The sequence below is a fragment of the Streptomyces sp. NPDC086989 genome (assembly GCF_044745505.1).
In the GTDB taxonomy this organism is placed as follows: domain Bacteria; phylum Actinomycetota; class Actinomycetes; order Streptomycetales; family Streptomycetaceae; genus Streptomyces.
Window position 1 is genome coordinate 183,461 of sequence record NZ_JBIVAL010000004.1, and the last position, 18,233, is coordinate 201,693.

Genomic DNA, 18,233 nt, shown 5'->3' on the forward strand with positions numbered 1-18,233 from the left:
TCCGCTCAGTGCTTGGTCGGCTTCGAGACCGGCGCCCGCGCCGGGTCCGGGGTCCCGCCGATGAAGTTCTCGAACTTGCGGCGCGGGCCCGCCCAGCGCCGGTCGTGGTGGAAGGCGCGCAGCCTGGCCTTGGCGCGGGCCCGCGGGCGCTTCGCGTAGAACCGCTTCGCGTACGGGGAGCCGGGCCGGGCCAGGCGGATCGCCCCGACCAGCGCCACGAACGGGATGACCATGCCGAAGAGCGCGGTGCGGGCCTTGCCCTTCCACAGGGCGATCAGGGCCAGGAAGAAGTTGGTGGCGGTGTTCATGATGATGAGGCCCCGGCTCTGGCGCTCCTCGGAGGTCAGGTCGTTGACGCCGAACGGCAGGAAACCGCCCAGGATCAGCGCCACCAGGGCGGCCGTCAGCACCACGATCTCCACGCTCTTGCGGCCCTGCTCGCTCCAGTAGACGTCGTCGAGGTGCAGGATCAGCGCGAACTCGTCCAGTACCAGGCCCGCGCCCAGTCCGAAGATCACGGCGGAGGCCATGGCGCCGAACCCGCGCCCGCCGCTGCCGACCGCTCCGAAACCGCCGATGATCACGAGGATGACCCCGGGCACCACGTGGTGGATGTGGACGCCGCCCGGGGTGATGTTCTTGAAGGGCCCCCGCCCCGCCCGGATCAGCCGGGTGATCACACGGGTGACCAGGAACGACATAACGAACGAGAGCAGGGCGAGGAGCAGCGGGAGTTTCCCCGGTTCGACGATGTTCCGGTACCACCAGTGACCCATACCGCCGGCTCCCCTGTCATGGCAGCTCCCCATTTTTCCCGTATGGGGCAATTTACCGCTCGCGGCGAGCAGGTAGCGTTCGCGCCGATGAAAGATTCGTTCGATGACCAGCCCCCCGAGCCTCCCGAGCCGCCGCTGACGCCGCCCGCCGAGTGCGCCTCGCTGCGCGACGGCGTGCGCTTCGCATTCGGCACGCTCACCGTGCTGCCCGCCCGCATCACCCGCTGGGACCGGCCCGCGGCCCGTACCGGCATGGCCTGTGCCCCGCTGGCCGGGCTCGCCGTGGGCCTCCTCGCGGCAGTGCCGGGGGTGCTGCTGCTGGTCCTGGGCGGCGGGCCGCTGCTGGCCGCGGCCGTCACCGTCGCCGTACCGGCCGCCCTGACCAGGGGGCTGCACCTCGACGGGCTCGCCGACACCGCCGACGGGCTGGGCAGCGCCAAGCCGGCCGCGGTGGCGCTGCGCATCATGAAGCAGTCCGACATCGGCCCCTTCGGGGTGGTGGCGCTGCTGCTGGTGCTGCTGGTCCAGGCCGGGGCGCTGGCGGACCTCTACGCCGAGAGCTGGGTCCACGGCGCCCTCGCGACGGTCATCGCGGCCGTCACCGCCCGGCTGGCCATGACCCTGGCCTCCCGCGACGGCGTACCGCCGGCCCGCCCCGAGGGGCTCGGGGCGGCCGTCGCCGGGGTGCTCCCCAAGGGCTCGGCCGCCGGGCTCGCCGCTGTGGTGGCCGTGCTGGCCGGGGCCGCCGCCCTGCCGGTGGGGCCGGGCGCCGCCGTCCAGTGCGCCGGTGCGGTCCTGATCGCCCTGGCGACCGCGGAGCTGCTGCTCCGGCGGTGCGTACGCCGTTTCGACGGGGTCACGGGCGACGTCTTCGGCGCCCTCGCCGAGGTCGCGGGGACCACCGCCCTCGTCGTCCTGGCCCTGGGCTGACCACCCTGCCCCCCGAGGGGACCGCGTAGGGTGCGGGGCGTGGAAGAGACGCCGACGCCCATCAGGGTGCTGCTCGCCGACGACCAGGCCCTGCTCCGCAGCGCGTTCAAGGTGCTGGTCGACTCCGAGCCCGACATGGAGGTCGTCGGCGAGGCCTCCGACGGCGCCCAGGCCTGCGAACTCGCCCGCCGGTCCCGGCCCGACGTGGTCCTCATGGACATCCGGATGCCCGGCACCGACGGGCTCGCCGCCACCCGCATGATCAGCGCCGACCCCGAACTCGCCGCCGTCCGGGTGGTCATGCTGACCACCTTCGAGGTCGACGAGTACGTCGTGCAGTCCCTGCGGGCCGGCGCCTCCGGCTTCCTCGGCAAGGGCGCCGAGCCCGAGGAACTCCTCAACGCCATCCGCGTCGCCGCCGCCGGCGAGGCGCTGCTCTCCCCGGCCGCCACCAAGGGGCTCATCGCCACGTTCCTCGCCCAGGGTGGCGGCGCCGACCCCACCGCCCCCGCCGCGCACGCCGAGCGGCTCGCCGCGCTGACCGTCCGCGAACGCGAGGTCCTCGTCCACGTCGCCGCGGGACTGTCCAACGACGAGATCGCCGGACGGCTCGAAGTCAGCCCGCTCACCGTCAAGACCCACGTGAACCGGGCCATGGCCAAGCTCGGTGCCCGCGACCGGGCCCAACTGGTGGTCATCGCCTACGAATCGGGACTGGTCCGGCCCCGGGCCGAGTGAGCACGCGCCCGCGGGGCACGGCCACGCAGTACGCCCGCGTACTGCGGACGCGGTATGCGGCGCATAAAGACGCGGCACCTGGGAGCGACGCAGCGCCGCCCCCGCGTACGGAAGGCTGAAGGCCCGCGGCCTTCAGGCCACGCCCCGCGCACGCCACTGCAGAGAGATCCCACACCCATGTCCTGGCTGTCCCGCTTCAGCCTGGCCCAAAGAGCGCTGATCGGCCTCGTGTCGATCACCGCACTGCTCTTCGGCGCCATAGCCATCCCGCAGCTCAAGCAGCAACTGCTGCCGTCCATCGAACTGCCGATGGTGTCCGTGCTCGCGCCCTACCAGGGCGCCTCGCCCGACGTGGTGGAGAAGCAGGTCATCGAGCCGATCGAGGCCACCCTCAAGGGCGTCGACGGCATCACCGGCATCACCTCCACCGCCAGCGAGGGCAACGCCCTCATCATGGCCAAGTTCGACTACGGCGACGAGGGCACCAAGCAGCTCGTCGCCGACGTCCAGCAGGCCGTGAACCGGGCGCGCGTACGACTGCCCGCCGAGGTGGACCCGCAGGTCGTGGCCGGCTCCACCGACGACATCCCCACCGTCGTCCTCGCCGTCACCTCGGACAAGGACCAGCAGGCGCTCGCCGACCAGCTGGGCCGCTCCGTCGTCCCCGTCCTCGAGGACATCGACGGCGTCGGCCAGGTCAGCGTCGACGGCGTCCAGGACCTCCAGGTCGCCGTCACCCCCGACAACGCCAAGCTCGCGGCGGCCGGCCTCGACGGCGCCGCCCTCGCCCAGGGCCTCCAGGCGGGTGGCGCGACCGTCCCCGCCGGCTCCTTCGACGAGGCCGGGAAGAACCGCACCGTCCGCGTCGGCGGCGGCTACACCTCCCTCGCCCAGCTCCAGGACCTGCGCCTGAGCGCCCCCGGCAAGCCGGCCGTACGCCTCGGGGACGTCGCCACCGTCACGCAGGAGCCCGCCAAGGCCGTCTCCCTCACCCGCACCAACGGCAAGCCCAGCCTCGCCCTCGTCCTCACCATGGACAAGGACGGCAGCGCCGTCGCGATCTCCGACGCCGTCCGGGACAAGCTGCCCGAGCTGCGCTCCGCCCTCGGCGCCGGCGCCGAACTGACCGTCGTCAGCGACCAGGGCCCGCCCGTCGCGAAGTCCATCTCCGGGCTCACCACCGAAGGCCTCCTCGGCCTGCTCTTCGCGGTGATCGTGATCCTGGTCTTCCTGGCCTCGCTGCGCTCGACGCTGGTCACCGCGGTCTCCATCCCGCTGTCCGTCGTCCTCGCGCTGATCGTGCTGTGGACCCGCGACCTGTCGCTCAACATGCTGACCCTCGGCGCGCTCACCATCGCCATCGGCCGCGTCGTCGACGACTCGATCGTGGTCCTGGAGAACATCAAGCGCCACCTCGGCTACGGCGAGGAGCGCGAGGCCGCGATCATCGCCGCGGTCAAGGAGGTCGCCGGCGCGGTCACCTCCTCCACGCTCACCACCGTGGCCGTCTTCCTCCCCATCGGCTTCGTCGGCGGCATGGTCGGCGAGTTCTTCGGCCCGTTCTCCCTCACCGTCGCCGCGGCCCTGCTGGCCTCGCTGGTCGTCTCCCTGACGGTCGTCCCGGTGCTCTCGTACTGGTTCCTGCGCGCTCCGAAGGGCGTCGACCCCGCGAACGCCGAGAGCGCGGCCAAGGCGCGCCGCGACGCCGAGGAGAAGGAGGCGAACAGCCGCCTGCAGCGCTTCTACGTACGGACCCTGGGCCTGGTCACCCGGAGGCGGATCGCCACCCTCGTGGTCGCGGTCGTCGTCCTCTTCGCCACCTTCGGGATGGCCCCGCTGCTGAAGACGAACTTCTTCGACCAGGGCGAGCAGAGCGTCCTGACGGTCAAGCAGCAGCTGCCCCCGGGCACCTCGCTGGCCGCCTCCGACGCGGCGAGCCGCAAGGTCGAGAAGGCCCTGACCGAGGTCAAGGGCGTCAAGGACTACCAGGTCACCGTCGGCTCCTCGGGCTTCCTGGCCGCTTTCGGCGGCGGCACGGGCTCCAACCAGGCCTCGTACCAGGTCACCCTGGAGGACTCCGGCGACTCCGAGGGCGTCAAGAAGCGCATCGAGGACGCGCTCGGCACGCTCGACGGCATCGGCGACACCAGCATCTCGGCCGGCGGCGGCTTCGGCAGCCAGAACCTCAGCGTGGTCGTCAAGGCGGGCGACGCCGGCGTCCTCGCCAAGGCCGCCGAGCAGGTCCGCGCCGAGGTGGCCACGCTCGACGACGTCACCGACGTCCAGAGCGACCTGTCCCAGTCCGTGCCCCGGATCTCGGTGACCGCCACCCCGAAGGCCGCAGAGGCGGGCCTGAGCCAGGCCGCCCTCGGCGCGATCGTCGCCCAGGCCGTACGCGGCACCCCGGCGGGCAAGGCCGTACTGGACGACACCGAGCGCGACATCGTCATCAAGTCCGCGCACCCGGCCACCACCCTGGCCGAACTGCAGGCGCTGCCCGTCGGCCCGGTCAGGCTCGGCGACGTGGCCGAGGTCAAGGAGGTCCCCGGCCCGGTCTCGATGACCCGGATCGACGGCGCCCGCGCCGCCACCGTCACCGCGAAGCCGGTCGGCGACAACACCGGCGCGATCGGCGCCGCGCTCCAGACGAAGATCAAGGCACTGGACCTGCCCGACGGGGCCACCGCCACCATCGGCGGCGTCTCCTCGGACCAGGACGACGCGTTCGCCTCGCTGGGCCTGGCCATGCTCGCGGCCATCGCGATCGTGTTCATGCTGCTCGTGGCCACGTTCCGCTCGCTGGTCCAGCCGCTGATCCTGCTGGTGTCGATCCCGTTCGCGGCGACCGGCGCACTCGGCCTGCTGCTGGTGACCGGCACCCCGCTGGGCGTCCCGGCGATGATCGGCATGCTGATGCTCATCGGCATCGTCGTGACCAACGCGATCGTCCTGATCGACCTGGTCAACCAGTACCGCGCCCAGGGCCTCGGGGTCGTCGAGGCCGTCATCGAGGGCGGCCGGCACCGGCTGCGCCCGATCCTCATGACCGCCCTGGCGACGATCTTCGCGCTGCTCCCGATGGCGCTCGGCGTCACCGGCGAGGGCGGATTCATCTCGCAGCCGCTCGCGGTGGTGGTGATCGGCGGCCTGGTCAGCTCGACCCTGCTGACTCTGCTGCTGGTCCCGACGCTGTACACGATGATCGAACTCCGCAAGGAGCGCCGCCGCACGAAGCGCGAGGCCAGGCGCACGGCCCGCCTGACGGTGGTCCCGGAGGTGTCCGAGGAGACGCCGGCCGGGGTCTGACCGCCTGCCCGAACCGAAAGGGGCGCCCCGCACGGCGGGGCGCCCCTTTCGTCGAACCGCTGCGGCCGGCTACGGGAGGGCGAGCATGCGCTCCAGGGCGAGCTTCGCGAAGCTCTCCGTCTCCTTGTCGACCTGGATCTGGTTGACGAGGGTGCCCTCGGCCAGCGACTCCAGGGTCCACACCAGGTGGGGGAGGTCGATGCGGTTCATCGTCGAGCAGAAGCAGACCGTCTTGTCGAGGAAGACGACCTCCTTGTCCTGCGCGGCGAACCGGTTCGCCAGGCGGCGGACGAGGTTCAGCTCGGTACCGATGGCCCACTTGGAGCCGGCCGGGGCCGCCTCCAGCGCCTTGATGATGTACTCCGTCGAGCCGACGTAGTCCGCGGCCGCCACGACCTCGTGCTTGCACTCGGGGTGGACCAGGACGTTCACACCGGGGATCCGGGCGCGCACGTCGTTGACGGAGTCGACCGAGAACCGGCCGTGCACCGAGCAGTGGCCGCGCCACAGGATCATCTTGGCGTCCCGCAGCTGCTCGGCGGTCAGGCCGCCGTTCGGCTTGTGCGGGTTGTAGAGCACGCAGTCGTCCAGGGACATGCCCATGTCGCGGACGGCGGTGTTGCGGCCCAGGTGCTGGTCCGGCAGGAAGAGCACCTTCTCGCCCTGCTCGAACGCCCACTCCAGGGCCTTCTTCGCATTGGACGAGGTGCAGATCGTGCCGCCGTGCTTGCCGGTGAAGGCCTTGATGTCGGCGGAGGAGTTCATGTACGACACGGGGACCGTCGCCCCGGCTATGCCCGCCTCGGTCAGCACGTCCCAGCACTCGGCGACCTGCTCGGCGGTGGCCATGTCGGCCATCGAGCAGCCGGCGGCCAGGTCCGGCAGGACGACCTTCTGGTCGTCCGAGGTGAGGATGTCCGCGGACTCCGCCATGAAGTGGACGCCGCAGAAGACGATGTACTCGGCCTCCGGCTTGGCGGCCGCGTCCTTGGCCAGCTTGAAGGAGTCGCCGGTGACGTCCGCGAACTCGATCACCTCGTCACGCTGGTAGTGGTGGCCGAGGATGAAGACCTTGTCCCCGAGCTTCTCCTTGGCCGCGCGGGCGCGCGCGACCAGGTCCGGGTCCGACGGCGACGGCAGGTCGCCCGGGCACTCCACCCCGCGCTCGCTCTTGGGGTCGGCCTCACGGCCGAGCAGCAGCAGGGCGAGGGGCGTCGGCTGGACGTCCAAAGGCTGGGCGGTGGTCACGACACGCACCCTTTCTGTTCCGCGACAAGGGACTTCCGAAGCAGGGCTTCTGAAGCCGGATTCGACTTCTCGTCTATTTGACGTTATCTATGATAGCCGCTTCACGTCACTTTGACGATGCCGATAGTGTCGATGTGACGAATTCGCCCCGTGACGCAGCCCGGGGTCCGTCGGGGCCACCTCCCCGCGCCGGTGTGCGAGCATGAATGTGAAACATGCGTCGGGTCCGGAATGAATCCGCGGCCCCGCTCGTTGCCATCGACGGCAAGAGTCCGACGTTTCCCCGCCCGCGGCGGGGAGCCGCCCACTTCGGGAGTGAATGCAGATGTCCGTACAGGACGACAAGACCACTGTGAGCGACGGCATCCTCCTGTCCGACGCCGCCGCCGAGAAGGTCAGGACCCTGCTGGAGCAGGAAGGCCGCGATGACCTGGCGCTCCGCGTCGCCGTCCAGCCCGGCGGCTGCTCCGGCCTGCGCTACCAGCTCTTCTTCGACGAGCGCTCCCTCGACGGCGACGTCGTCAAGGACTTCGACGGCGTGAAGGTCGTCACGGACCGGATGAGCTCCCCGTACCTGCACGGTGCGTCCATCGACTTCGTGGACACCATCGAGAAGCAGGGCTTCACGATCGACAACCCCAACGCCACCGGCTCCTGCGCCTGCGGCGACTCGTTCAGCTAAGCCTGGACGGCCCCCGTACGACGAAGGCCCCCGGCACCGAGAGGTGCCGGGGGCCTTTCGTGTGCGCCGGGGCTACTGCCGGGGGAGCGGCTTGCCCGTGGTCGCGTCGATCACCTTGCGCTCGCCGAGGGGCTTTCCGAGGGTCGTCGACACCGTCATGTCCTTGGCGAGCATGATGCAGGACCGGCCCGGCTCGTTCGGGGTCTCGGTGATCCTCACCGACACCGACCCGGCCTCCTCGCGCGCCTCCAGGGCGTAGGTGCTGCACACCCCGCCCCAGAAGTTGACGGTCAGCTTCCGGTCGTCCTCCCTGTACGAGAACCCGGGCACGGTCTTCCCGCCCTTGGGGGCCTGCGGAGCCCCGGTGGCGTCCTCGCCGGCCGGCTGGACCACCGTGCGCCCGGGGGCGCCGTTGCCGCCCGCCACCTCGAACAGCCAGGCCGGCACCAGGCCGCGCGTCCCGTCCACGGTCCCGGGCGCCAGCCCCAGCACCGCCCCCTTCACGGTCTCGGTCTTCGGCGGCTTCATCGGACGCGGCTCCGGGTTGCAGGGCAGCGTGTCCGACGGGCCGACCGGGGTGTCCGGCGTCAGCGGGACGGAGGTCGCGCAGCCGCTGGGCCCGGGATCCGTACCGCCGGACCCGGCCGAGGAGCGGTTCAGCCGCGCCAGCGCCTCGACGGCCCCGACCACCGGCCGCTCCGCCGCGCGGACGGGCGCCTTCAGCTCGCCGCTGCCGGCCACCACCTGGGCGTCCGCCCCCACGCTGACCTTCGTGGCCCAGCCCTGCGTGGGGAACCCGTCGATCACCGGGTCGGCGTTCACCACGCGTACGCCGCCCTGCGTGAGCCGGGCGTCCAGCTTGGCGCCGCCCTGGCCGAGGGCCGCCAGCACCGGGGCGGCGGCGGCCTTGGCGGCCTCCTCGCTCACCGGGGTCCCGCCCTTGCCATCCGCGGCGGCGCCCGCCGCCGCGTCCGCCGCCGCGTCCGCCCCAGGGGCGTTCCGTGCGCCCTCGGGCAGGGTGGCGGGGCCGCAGGTGTCCTTGCCGCGCTTGCAGTCGTCCCCGGCGCCGCCCGTCCCCGCGAAACGCGAGAAGTTCCAGGTCCCCGGGGCCGTGCGGTTCACCGTGAGCCGGGGCCCGCTGCCGTCGGCGCTCTCCCCGGCCTGCCAGACCTCGCCCGTGAGCCGCGGGGTGCCGGGGATGCCGAGGGCCGTCGCGAGCCGGGCCACCTCCTCCGAGGTGACCTCGCCCGTCGCGGCGAAGGCCGGCGCGGTCGCCGGGGCCTCGGGCAGCGCCACGTCGGCCCGGTACGTCACCCCGCTGCCGTGCGGATCCGGCTCCCCGGGGGCGATGCCCGGTCCCGGGGTACCCGGCGCGACGCGGGGCGCCGAGGCCGCACTGTCACCCCTACCGCCGGCCCGCCCGCCGTCGCCGTAGGCCGTCGACGCCCAGTACGCCGTACCGCCGCCCGCGAGCAGGACGGCGGCCGCGATCGAGCCGATGGCCCAGGCCGGCCGCCGCCGTGTGGCGCGTGATGTGTCGGGTTGTTCGCTGGTCACCGCTGGCTCCTTCGCCCTCGCCGCACTGACTGATGCGGCTGTGACGGAACAGACGGCGAACCGGTTCCCCGGCTCCGCAAGAGGCTCCGGAAAGGTTCCGAAAGCTCCCGGAAGGTCCCCGAAAGGACGACTCAGTCGCCGTACTCCGCCGTGGAGGCGATCAGCCGGGCCGAAGCCGCCGGGACCCTGATCCCGTGGATCTGGGAAGGGGCCACCCGGTCCGGCCGGGGATCCGCCGGGACCGCCCAGTGCGGTGCCATCCTGGCGCAGTCACCCAGCAGCCGGGCGAAAGCGGGCCGCGTGTCGGCGGCGTTCCCGGCCGTGCCGGCGTACCCGAAACCATCGGTGTAGGTCATGGAGGCACGGTAGGCACGGCGCCGCGGGCGGAGAAAGACCTACTACGGGGTAGTTTCGTGCGTTCGGCTGCCGGGCCGCGACCGGGTAGTTTTGACTGTCCCCCTCGCCGTCCTCCGCAGGAGCATCCACGCCGTGCGCATCGCAGTCACCGGCTCCATCGCCACCGACCACCTCATGACCTTCCCCGGCCGCTTCGCCGACCAGCTGGTCGCGGACCAGCTGCACACGGTCTCCCTCTCCTTCCTCGTCGACAACCTCGACGTACGGCGGGGCGGCGTCGGCCCGAACATCTGCTTCGGCATGGGCCAGCTCGGCACCCGCCCGATCCTGGTCGGCGCGGCCGGCTACGACTTCGACGAGTACCGGGCGTGGCTGGACCGGCACGGCGTCGACACCGCCTCCGTGCGGATCTCCGAGGTGCTGCACACCGCGCGCTTCGTGTGCACCACGGACGCGGACCACAACCAGATCGGCTCCTTCTACACGGGCGCGATGAGCGAAGCCCGCCAGATCGAGCTGAAGGCGGTCGCGGACCGGGTGGGCGGGCTCGACCTCGTCCTCATCGGCGCCGACGACCCCGAGGCGATGCTGCGCCACACCGAGGAGTGCCGGACCCGGGGGATCCCGTTCGCGGCGGACTTCTCGCAGCAGATCGCCCGGATGGACGGCGAGAACATCCGCACCCTGATGGAGGGTGCGACGTACCTCTTCTCCAACGAGTACGAGAAGGGCCTCATCGAGACGAAGTCCGGCTGGTCCGACGAGGAGATCCTCGCCAAGGTCGGCACCCGGGTGACGACGCTGGGCTCGCGCGGCGTGCGCATCGACCGGGCCGGCCAGGAGCCGATCGTCGTCGGCTGCCCCGAGGAGACGTCGAAGGTGGACCCGACGGGCGTCGGCGACGCGTTCCGCGCCGGGTTCCTGACCGGTCTGGGCTGGGGCGTCGGCCTGGAGCGGGCGGCGCAGGTCGGCTGCATGCTGGCCACGCTGGTGATCGAGACGCTGGGCACCCAGGAGTACACCCTGGCCCGCGCCCACTTCATGGAGCGCTTCACGAAGGCCTACGGCGAAGACGCCGCCTCCGAGGTCCGCTCCCACCTGGCCGCGTAGCCGGCCGCGGCCGCGCGTCCCGGACGCCGGCGGGGCCGGACACCGGCCCCGCCGGGCGTCAGACCTGCCGGCGTCAGACCTGCCGGCGGACCGTGTAGGCCACGCCCGCCGTGCGGGGTGACTCGCCCAGGTAGGCGTGGCCGCGCATCGCGCACCAGGCCGGGATGTCCAGCCGGGCCACCTCGTCGTCCGACAGGACGGTCACCGTGCCGCCGACCGCGACCGACGAGATGACCCGGGCCAGCTCGATCACCGGCTGCGGGCAGCGCAGCCCCAGGGCGTCGATCTCCAGCGCGTCCGACACCGGCTCCACGGCCTCCGGTTCGCCCACGCCGAGCGTGGCCCGGACGCCCGCCACCACCCCGGGCAGGACCTCCAGGAAGCCGTTCACCTCCTCCGCCGTCGTCCCCCGCGGCAGGGAGACCCGTACGTTGCCCTCCGACAGCACGCCCATCGCCCGGAGCACATGACTCGGGGTCAGCGTGGAACTCGTACAGGAGGAGCCGGACGAGACGGAGTAGCCCGCCCGGTCCAGCTCGTGCAGCAGCGTCTCGCCGTCGACGTACAGGCAGGAGAACGTGACCAGGTGCGGCAGCCGCCGCTCCGGGTCCCCGACCACCTCCACGTCCGGCACCAGGCGGGCCACGCGCCGCCGCAGGCGGTCCACGAGGATCCGCAGCCGGGCCGCCTCCGCGTCGGCCTCGGCCCGTACGGCCCGCAGGGACGCCGCGGCCGCCACGACGGCCGGGAGGTTGGTGAAGCCGGGGGAGCGGCCCGACTCCCGTTCGTCGGCGGGTCCTTGGGGCGAGAACCGGACTCCCTTGCGGACCGCGAGGAGCCCGACCCCAGCCGGGCCGCCCCACTTGTGCGCGCTCGCGGTGAGCACCGACCAGCCGCCCTCCACGGGGCCCCAGCCCAGTGACTGGGCCGCGTCCACCAGGAGCGGGACCCCCGCCGCCGCGCAGACCTCGGCGACCTCCGCCACCGGCTGCACCGTGCCCACCTCGTGGTTGGCCGACTGGAGGCAGGCCAGGGCCGTCGAGTCGTCCACCGCGGAGGCGTACCCGGCGGGGGAGACCGCGCCCGTGCGGTCCACGGGGACCTGGGTCACCGTCCCTCCGGCGGCTTCGTGCGCCGCCCCCGCGTGGAGGACGGAACTGTGTTCGACCGCCGATACGACCAGATGACCGCCGACGCGTCGGCGTCCCGCGAGCACCCCCGCGATGCCCGTGTGAACCGCGTGCGTCCCCGAAGGAGTGAACACGAGCTCGTCGGGCCGGCAGCCGACGGCTTCCGCGGCGGCCTCCCGGGCCGCGTCGAGCAGCAGTCGGGCGCGCCGGCCCTCCCGGTAGAGCCGGGCGGGGTCCGCCCAGCCCTCGTCCAGGGACGCCTGCAACGCCTGCCGGGCCACGGGGTGCAGGGGGGCGGCGGACGCGGTGTCGAAGTACGGCATCCGGCCACGCTAACCGGCGGCCGGGGACGTTCGAGGTCAGGGGCCGTCAGATGCCCTCCGGAGGGCTCCATTCAGGGGGGGTTGGGCCGTCCCCCGTACGGCGGATCCATCCCTTCGGGGGCAGTAGCGGCGCGTTGGGCACCCTCCCCGCGCGACCCCAAATAGCGTCCAGTAGGGTTTGGTCCGCATAAACATCCAAACCCCTGCCTGCGTCAGGGCCGGCGACCGACCCGAATACGGCCGCGGCCGGCCGCGCGGGCCGAGACTCTCGGGAAGGCGCTACGTGAGTCCCTACGGCTCCGACCGCTCGCCGCGGCGCCCGATGCGGCGGAAGCTGCTGCAGGCGCTGACTGCGGGCGCGGTCCTGGCGACCGCCACTGGTTGCTCGTACAACTGGCAAGACTTCCCCCGGCTCGGAATGCCCTATCCGGTCACGGAGGAGGCGCCTCGCATCCTGTCCCTGTGGCAGGGGTCGTGGGCAGCTGCCCTCATCACGGGCATCCTGGTCTGGGGCCTGATCATCTGGAGCGTCATCTTCCACCGGCGCAGCCGGACGAAGGTGGAGGTCCCCCCGCAGACCCGGTACAACATGCCCATCGAGGCGCTGTACACCGTGGTCCCGCTCATCATCGTCTCGGTGCTCTTCTACTTCACCGCGCGTGACGAGTCGAAGCTGCTCGCCCTCACCCCGAAGCCGGCGCACACGATCAACGTGATCGGCTTCCAGTGGAGCTGGGGCTTCAACTACGTCGAGAACGTCGACGGCGATGCGGCGACCCCGAAGGCCGGCGAGGTTCCCAAGGAGCTCGCCAACATTCCGGACCGCTTCACCAAGGACTTCCCCGCGGGCGCCGAGGGCGTCTACGAGAAGGGCGTCCCGAGCGACCGGAACCCCCAGACCGGGAACCCCGGGCCGACCCTCTGGCTGCCCAAGGGCGAGAAGGTCCGCTTCATCCTGTCGTCGAACGACGTCATCCACTCCTTCTGGGTGGTCCCCTTCCTGTTCAAGCAGGACGTCATCCCGGGCCACACCAACGTCTTCGAGGTCACCCCGTCCCAGGAGGGCGTCTTCGTGGGCAAGTGCGCCGAGCTCTGCGGCGTCGACCACTCCCGGATGCTGTTCAACGTCAAGGTCGTCTCGCCCGAGGCCTACCGGGCGCACCTCAAGGAACTGGCCGAGAAGGGGCAGACCGGCTTCCTCCCGGCCGGCATCAAGCAGACTGACCCGGCCCGGAATGCGGAGACGAACAAACTGTGAGCATCCTCAACGAATCTCAGGGTGCCGCCGCCGACTCGTATGAAAACGAGCTTCCGGTGCGGCGCAAGCGGCCGGGCAGTGTCGTCGTGAAGTGGATGACCACTACCGACCACAAGACCATCGGCACGATGTACCTGGTCACGTCGTTCGTGTTCTTCCTCATCGGCGGTCTGCTGGCGCTCCTCATGCGCGCCGAGCTGGCTCGTCCGGGCACGCAGATCATGTCGAACGAGCAGTTCAACCAGGCGTTCACCATGCATGGCACGATCATGCTGCTGATGTTCGCCACCCCGCTCTTCGCGGGCTTCGCGAACTGGATCATGCCGCTGCAGATCGGCGCGCCCGACGTGGCGTTCCCGCGGCTGAACATGTTCGCGTACTGGCTGTACCTTTTCGGCTCGACCATCGCGGTGGCCGGCTTCGTGACGCCGAACGGCGCCGCCGACTTCGGCTGGTTCGCCTACTCCCCGCTGTCGGACGCGGTCCGTTCGCCGGGCATCGGCGCCGACATGTGGATCATGGGTCTGGCCTTCTCCGGCTTCGGCACGATCCTCGGTTCGGTCAACTTCATCACCACCATCATCTGCATGCGCGCTCCCGGCATGACGATGTTCCGCATGCCGATCTTCACCTGGAACGTGCTGCTGACCGGTGTCCTGGTCCTGCTCGCCTTCCCGGTGCTGGCCGCCGCGCTCTTCGCGCTGGAGGCCGACCGCAAGTTCGGTGCGCACGTGTTCGACGCGTCCAACGGCGGCGCGTTGCTGTGGCAACACCTCTTCTGGTTCTTCGGACACCCAGAGGTGTACATCATCGCGCTACCGTTCTTCGGAATCGTCTCCGAGATCATTCCGGTCTTCTCGCGCAAGCCGATGTTCGGTTACATCGGCCTGATCGCCGCGACGATCGCGATCGCCGGCCTCTCCGTGACCGTGTGGGCCCACCACATGTACGTCACCGGCGGTGTGCTGCTGCCGTTCTTCTCCTTCATGACCTTCCTGATCGCGGTACCGACCGGTGTGAAGTTCTTCAACTGGATCGGCACCATGTGGAAGGGCTCGCTGTCCTTCGAGACCCCGATGCTCTGGACGATCGGCTTCCTGGTCACCTTCACCTTCGGTGGTCTGACCGGCGTCATCCTGGCCTCGCCCCCGATGGACTTCCACGTCTCCGACTCGTACTTCGTCGTCGCGCACTTCCACTACGTCGTCTTCGGCACCGTGGTGTTCGCGATGTTCGCCGGCTTCCACTTCTGGTGGCCGAAGTTCACGGGCAAGATGCTGGACGAGCGCCTGGGCAAGATCACCTTCTGGACGCTGTTCATCGGCTTCCACGGCACGTTCCTGGTGCAGCACTGGCTGGGTGCCGAGGGCATGCCGCGTCGTTACGCGGACTACCTCGCGGCCGACGGGTTCACCGCCCTGAACACGATCTCGACGATCAGCTCGTTCCTGCTGGGCATGTCGATGCTGCCGTTCATGTACAACGTCTGGAAGACGGCGAAGTACGGCAAGAAGATCGAGGTCGACGACCCGTGGGGCTACGGCCGTTCGCTCGAATGGGCGACGTCCTGCCCGCCGCCGCGGCACAACTTCCTCACCCTGCCGCGGATCCGCTCCGAGTCCCCGGCGTTCGACCTGCACCACCCTGAGATCGCGGCCCTCGACCACCTTGAGGACCACGGCGTGGCCCCCAAGGCCGTCGCGGGTGGCAAGGAGGCCGGCAAGTGAAGATCCAGGGCAAGATGTTCCTCTGGCTCTCCTTCTTCATCCTGATCATGGCCGTCGTGTACGGCGTGTGGTCGAAGGAGCCCGTCGGAACCACCGCGCTCTTCCTGGCCTTCGGCCTGAGCGTCATGATCGGCTACTACCTGGCCTTCACGGCCAAGCGCGTGGACGAGATGGCCCAGGACAACCTGGAGGCCGACGTCGCCGACGAGGCGGGCGAGCTGGGGTTCTTCTCCCCGCACAGCTGGCAGCCGCTCTCGCTGGGCATCGGCGGTGCGCTCGCGTTCATGGGCGTCATCTTCGGATGGTGGCTCATGTACTTCTCGGCCCCGATCATCGTGATCGGCCTGTGGGGCTGGGTGTACGAGTACTACCGCGGTGAGAACCAGAACCAGTAGGACCGCAGTCGCGCAGCAGTGACCAGGGGCCCGGACACCTCCGACGGAGGAGTCCGGGCCCCTCGTTTGCAGTCACCCCGCGCGCAGTAATGGTCATATCTTCATAGCGTTGGCTCCATGAAGCACTCACCGCGTCTTTGGACGGTAGTCGGCTGCTCCGTGCTGGTGGCGTCCCTCGGGGCAGGCGCCACCGGCTGCGGGCCCGGAGAGAACCCGCTGTCAGCCCGCCCGTACGACGCGGGCGAGCAGGTCGTCTTCAACCAGCCCCCGGGCGGCCGGCCGGTCGACCCCGAGCGGCCGCTGGAGATCACCGCCAAGGGGACCGGCGGCAGCCGGATCACCGACGTCACCGCCGTGGACACCCAAGGGCGCCGCCTCGCGGGCGAGCTGAGCGCCAAGGGCGACCGCTGGCACAGCACCGCCCCGATGGCCGCCGGCACCCAGTACACGGTCCTGGTGGAGACCGAGGACGAGCGCGGCGCCCCGGGGCAGCGCAGGCTGACGTTCAAGACCACCCCGGCCCATGAGGTCCTCAAGGTCGAATTCGGGCCGGACGAGGGCAAGTACGGCGTCGGGCAGCCGATCACGGCCGAACTCAACGAGCCCATCCAGGACAAGGCGGCCCGCGCCCTCGTCGAGCGGGGCCTGGTCGTCGACGCGCCCTCGGGCGTCGAGGGCGCCTGGCACTGGGTGGACGACAAGCACCTGCACTACCGCCCGAAGGAGTACTGGCCCGCGCACTCCACCGTCTCCGTACGGAGCAACCTGGAGGGCATCAAGATCTCCGACAACCTCCGCGGGGCCGCCAGCAAGTCGCTGACGCTGGAGATCGGGGACCGCGTCGAGGTCACCACCGACGCGTCCTCCCACTACCTCACGTTCGAGCGCAACGGAGAAGTGATCAACACCATTCCGGTGACCACCGGAAAGCCCGGCTTCTCCACCCGCAACGGGATCAAGGTGGTGCTCGGCAAGCAGTACTTCGTCCAGATGCGCGGCGACACCGTGGGCATCGGCGGCAGCGAGTACTACAACCTGCCCGTCTACTACGCGACCCGCGTCACCTGGAGTGGTGAATACGTCCACGCCGCGCCGTGGTCCGTCGAATCGCAGGGTTCCGAGAACGTCAGCCACGGCTGCACCGGTATGAGCACGGGCAACGCCGCCTGGTTCTACGAGAACATCACCGAGGGCGACATCGTCAAGGTGATCAACAGCATCGGCGACGAGATGGAGCCCTTCGGCAACGGCTTCGGCGACTGGAACCTGGACTGGAAGGAATGGCGCGACGGCAGCGCCCTCCTGAAGGGCACCACGGAAGGCCGCAGCCCGGTCGACCGGACCCGCCTGCGGCCCACCGTCTGAGCATCCCCGCAGGGCCCGCGCCGCACGCCGCGCCGGCTCCGCCGACCCCGCACGGGGACGGCGGAGCCGGCGCGGGTCAGGCGGCGTTGTGGGACAACCGCGAACGCAGCAGGGCCGCCAGGGCGTCCGCGAACTCCACGGGATCGACCGGAAGGGTCACCGCCGCGTCCGCGCGGCTCCAGGTGGCCAGCCAGGCGTCCTGCGGACGCCCCATCAGCAGCAGCACCGGCGGGCACCGGAAGATCTCGTCCTTGATCTGCCGGCACACGCCCATGCCGCCCGCCGGGACCGCCTCGCCGTCCAGCACGCACACGTCGATCCCGCCCGCGTCCAGCTCGCTCAGGACGGCCGGGAGCGTGGCGCATTCCACGAACTCGACCGGCGGCAGGTCCGCGGCCGGCCTGCGCCCGGCCGCCAGTCGCACCTGCTCCCGGGTGCTCGCGTCGTCGCTGTAGACCAGAACCCGTGCAGTCGACCGCATTTCGTTCCTCCACGGTGCCGTGAATCACGTTGATGTTGCGCGGGATGCTACTCCGTCCGACCCGATGTCAACATCGGTTCGAACAGCCCCGCCGGTGTGCGTACCGGGCCGATCTGATGGGCCGTTCGGGCCTTGCACACGCCCCTGACACTCCGAACGGCACCCCCCGGGGTGAGGGCGGGATAAGCGACCGACATAATGTCGGTCGTGGCGACAGCAACGACAGTAGATACCGGGCACGCGCACCCGACGGTCAACCGGCCGAACCTCGTCAGCGTCGGAACCATCATCTGGTTGAGTTCCGAGCTGATGTTCTTCGCGGCCCTCTTCGCGATGTACTTCACCCTGCGATCCGTGACAGGCGCCGAGTACTGGTCAGAGCAGGCTTCGGCCTTGAATCTGCCCTTCTCGGCGACGAACACGACGATCCTGGTGCTTTCCTCCCTCACCTGCCAGCTCGGCGTATTCGCCGCAGAGCGCGGTGACGTGAAGAAGCTCCGGACGTGGTTCATGATCACTTTCGTCATGGGTGCGATCTTCATTGGCGGCCAGGTGTTCGAGTACACCGAGCTGGTCAAGCACGAGGGCATGTCTCTCAAGTCAGGTCCGTACGGCTCGGTGTTCTACCTGACCACCGGCTTCCACGGTCTGCACGTGACGGGCGGTCTCATCGCCTTCCTGCTGGTCCTCGGCCGGACGTACGCGGCCAAGAGGTTCACCCACGAACAGGCCACGTCGGCCATCGTCGTGTCCTACTACTGGCACTTCGTCGACGTCGTCTGGATCGGCCTCTTCGCGACGATCTACCTGATCAAGTAGCGAACACGTCACCGGGCCCAGACCCGGCACT

Annotated in this window: 16 protein-coding genes; 10 read left to right on the forward strand and 6 right to left on the reverse strand. The window is 70.6% G+C overall.

The window, feature by feature from the left end:
* Positions 1 to 5: 5 nt before the first annotated feature.
* Positions 6 to 776: a hypothetical protein gene (locus ACIPK4_RS10510; protein WP_402310951.1), complete on the reverse strand. Its 771-nt coding sequence runs from the start codon at positions 774 to 776 to the stop codon at positions 6 to 8.
* Between the two features lie 87 nt (positions 777 to 863).
* Between ACIPK4_RS10510 and ACIPK4_RS10515 the strand changes: the two genes are divergently transcribed.
* The 3 genes from ACIPK4_RS10515 to ACIPK4_RS10525 all read left to right on the forward strand — a co-directional run bounded on the left by ACIPK4_RS10515 (position 864) and on the right by ACIPK4_RS10525 (position 5,750).
* Entirely contained in the window at positions 864 to 1,706 is an 843-nt protein-coding gene (locus tag ACIPK4_RS10515) for an adenosylcobinamide-GDP ribazoletransferase (RefSeq protein WP_402310954.1), read from the forward strand.
* A 39-nt stretch (positions 1,707 to 1,745) separates the two neighbouring features.
* Entirely contained in the window at positions 1,746 to 2,444 is a 699-nt protein-coding gene (locus tag ACIPK4_RS10520) for a response regulator transcription factor (RefSeq protein ID WP_054225655.1), read from the forward strand.
* A 177-nt stretch (positions 2,445 to 2,621) separates the two neighbouring features.
* Positions 2,622 to 5,750 carry an efflux RND transporter permease subunit gene (locus ACIPK4_RS10525; protein ID WP_402310957.1) on the forward strand — a complete coding sequence of 1,043 codons (3,129 nt, stop codon included), beginning with the start codon at positions 2,622 to 2,624 and terminating at the stop codon, positions 5,748 to 5,750.
* A 69-nt stretch (positions 5,751 to 5,819) separates the two neighbouring features.
* Here ACIPK4_RS10525 and nadA read toward each other — a convergent pair whose 3' ends face one another.
* Positions 5,820 to 7,007 (reverse strand): quinolinate synthase NadA, encoded by a 1,188-nt coding sequence (nadA, locus tag ACIPK4_RS10530; RefSeq protein WP_054225625.1) that lies wholly within the window; start codon positions 7,005 to 7,007, stop codon positions 5,820 to 5,822.
* A gap of 316 nt (positions 7,008 to 7,323) precedes the next feature.
* On the opposite strand from nadA, the gene erpA reads away from it, so the two are divergent.
* Complete coding sequence (gene erpA, locus ACIPK4_RS10535) at positions 7,324 to 7,680, forward strand: iron-sulfur cluster insertion protein ErpA (protein WP_030010511.1); 357 nt, start codon at positions 7,324 to 7,326, stop codon at positions 7,678 to 7,680.
* A gap of 72 nt (positions 7,681 to 7,752) precedes the next feature.
* Here erpA and ACIPK4_RS10540 read toward each other — a convergent pair whose 3' ends face one another.
* Both ACIPK4_RS10540 and ACIPK4_RS10545 read right to left on the reverse strand, forming a co-directional pair.
* Complete coding sequence (locus ACIPK4_RS10540; protein ID WP_402310961.1) at positions 7,753 to 9,237, reverse strand: hypothetical protein; 1,485 nt, start codon at positions 9,235 to 9,237, stop codon at positions 7,753 to 7,755.
* Between the two features lie 131 nt (positions 9,238 to 9,368).
* Positions 9,369 to 9,593, reverse strand: coding sequence for a hypothetical protein (locus ACIPK4_RS10545; protein WP_402310964.1), 225 nt, complete (start codon positions 9,591 to 9,593; stop codon positions 9,369 to 9,371).
* Positions 9,594 to 9,726: 133 nt separating this feature from the next.
* On the opposite strand from ACIPK4_RS10545, the gene ACIPK4_RS10550 reads away from it, so the two are divergent.
* A complete protein-coding gene (locus ACIPK4_RS10550) occupies positions 9,727 to 10,704 on the forward strand; it encodes a carbohydrate kinase family protein (protein WP_054225622.1) in 978 nt (325 codons plus the stop codon).
* A 73-nt stretch (positions 10,705 to 10,777) separates the two neighbouring features.
* On the opposite strand, the gene ACIPK4_RS10555 is transcribed toward ACIPK4_RS10550, so the two are convergent.
* Positions 10,778 to 12,157 (reverse strand): cysteine desulfurase/sulfurtransferase TusA family protein, encoded by a 1,380-nt coding sequence (locus tag ACIPK4_RS10555; RefSeq protein WP_402310966.1) that lies wholly within the window; start codon positions 12,155 to 12,157, stop codon positions 10,778 to 10,780.
* Between the two features lie 283 nt (positions 12,158 to 12,440).
* Between ACIPK4_RS10555 and coxB the strand changes: the two genes are divergently transcribed.
* From coxB to ACIPK4_RS10575, 4 genes are all read left to right on the forward strand, one after another.
* Positions 12,441 to 13,415, forward strand: coding sequence for a cytochrome c oxidase subunit II (gene coxB / locus ACIPK4_RS10560; RefSeq protein WP_054225620.1), 975 nt, complete (start codon positions 12,441 to 12,443; stop codon positions 13,413 to 13,415).
* Positions 13,412 to 15,142, forward strand: coding sequence for a cytochrome c oxidase subunit I (gene ctaD / locus ACIPK4_RS10565; RefSeq protein WP_402310969.1), 1,731 nt, complete (start codon positions 13,412 to 13,414; stop codon positions 15,140 to 15,142). The genes coxB and ctaD overlap by 4 nt, the downstream gene beginning before the upstream one ends.
* Positions 15,139 to 15,537: a cytochrome c oxidase subunit 4 gene (locus ACIPK4_RS10570; RefSeq protein WP_030291781.1), complete on the forward strand. Its 399-nt coding sequence runs from the start codon at positions 15,139 to 15,141 to the stop codon at positions 15,535 to 15,537. Before ctaD ends, ACIPK4_RS10570 begins: the two co-directional genes overlap by 4 nt.
* A gap of 117 nt (positions 15,538 to 15,654) precedes the next feature.
* Positions 15,655 to 16,902, forward strand: a complete 1,248-nt coding sequence (locus ACIPK4_RS10575; protein ID WP_402310972.1) for an Ig-like domain-containing protein — start codon at positions 15,655 to 15,657, stop codon at positions 16,900 to 16,902.
* Positions 16,903 to 16,978: 76 nt separating this feature from the next.
* On the opposite strand, the gene ACIPK4_RS10580 is transcribed toward ACIPK4_RS10575, so the two are convergent.
* Positions 16,979 to 17,383 (reverse strand): response regulator transcription factor, encoded by a 405-nt coding sequence (locus ACIPK4_RS10580; protein WP_054225617.1) that lies wholly within the window; start codon positions 17,381 to 17,383, stop codon positions 16,979 to 16,981.
* 198 nt (positions 17,384 to 17,581) lie between these two features.
* Here ACIPK4_RS10580 and ACIPK4_RS10585 point away from each other — a divergent pair, with 198 nt between their 5' ends.
* Positions 17,582 to 18,202 (forward strand): heme-copper oxidase subunit III, encoded by a 621-nt coding sequence (locus ACIPK4_RS10585; RefSeq protein WP_054225616.1) that lies wholly within the window; start codon positions 17,582 to 17,584, stop codon positions 18,200 to 18,202.
* Positions 18,203 to 18,233: the final 31 nt, after the last annotated feature.

What these genes read in the sequence shown, in the direction of transcription:
- ACIPK4_RS10510 (WP_402310951.1), bottom strand. Translation starts at nt 776, where the DNA reads ATGGGTCACTGGTGGTACCGGAACATCGTCGAACCGGGGAAACTCCCG.
- ACIPK4_RS10515 (WP_402310954.1), top strand. Translation starts at nt 864, where the DNA reads ATGAAAGATTCGTTCGATGACCAGCCCCCCGAGCCTCCCGAGCCGCCG.
- ACIPK4_RS10525 (WP_402310957.1), top strand. Translation starts at nt 2,622, where the DNA reads ATGTCCTGGCTGTCCCGCTTCAGCCTGGCCCAAAGAGCGCTGATCGGC.
- erpA (WP_030010511.1), top strand. Translation starts at nt 7,324, where the DNA reads ATGTCCGTACAGGACGACAAGACCACTGTGAGCGACGGCATCCTCCTG.
- ACIPK4_RS10545 (WP_402310964.1), bottom strand. Translation starts at nt 9,593, where the DNA reads ATGACCTACACCGATGGTTTCGGGTACGCCGGCACGGCCGGGAACGCC.
- ACIPK4_RS10555 (WP_402310966.1), bottom strand. Translation starts at nt 12,157, where the DNA reads ATGCCGTACTTCGACACCGCGTCCGCCGCCCCCCTGCACCCCGTGGCC.
- ACIPK4_RS10575 (WP_402310972.1), top strand. Translation starts at nt 15,655, where the DNA reads ATGAAGCACTCACCGCGTCTTTGGACGGTAGTCGGCTGCTCCGTGCTG.
- ACIPK4_RS10580 (WP_054225617.1), bottom strand. Translation starts at nt 17,383, where the DNA reads ATGCGGTCGACTGCACGGGTTCTGGTCTACAGCGACGACGCGAGCACC.
- ACIPK4_RS10585 (WP_054225616.1), top strand. Translation starts at nt 17,582, where the DNA reads ATGTCGGTCGTGGCGACAGCAACGACAGTAGATACCGGGCACGCGCAC.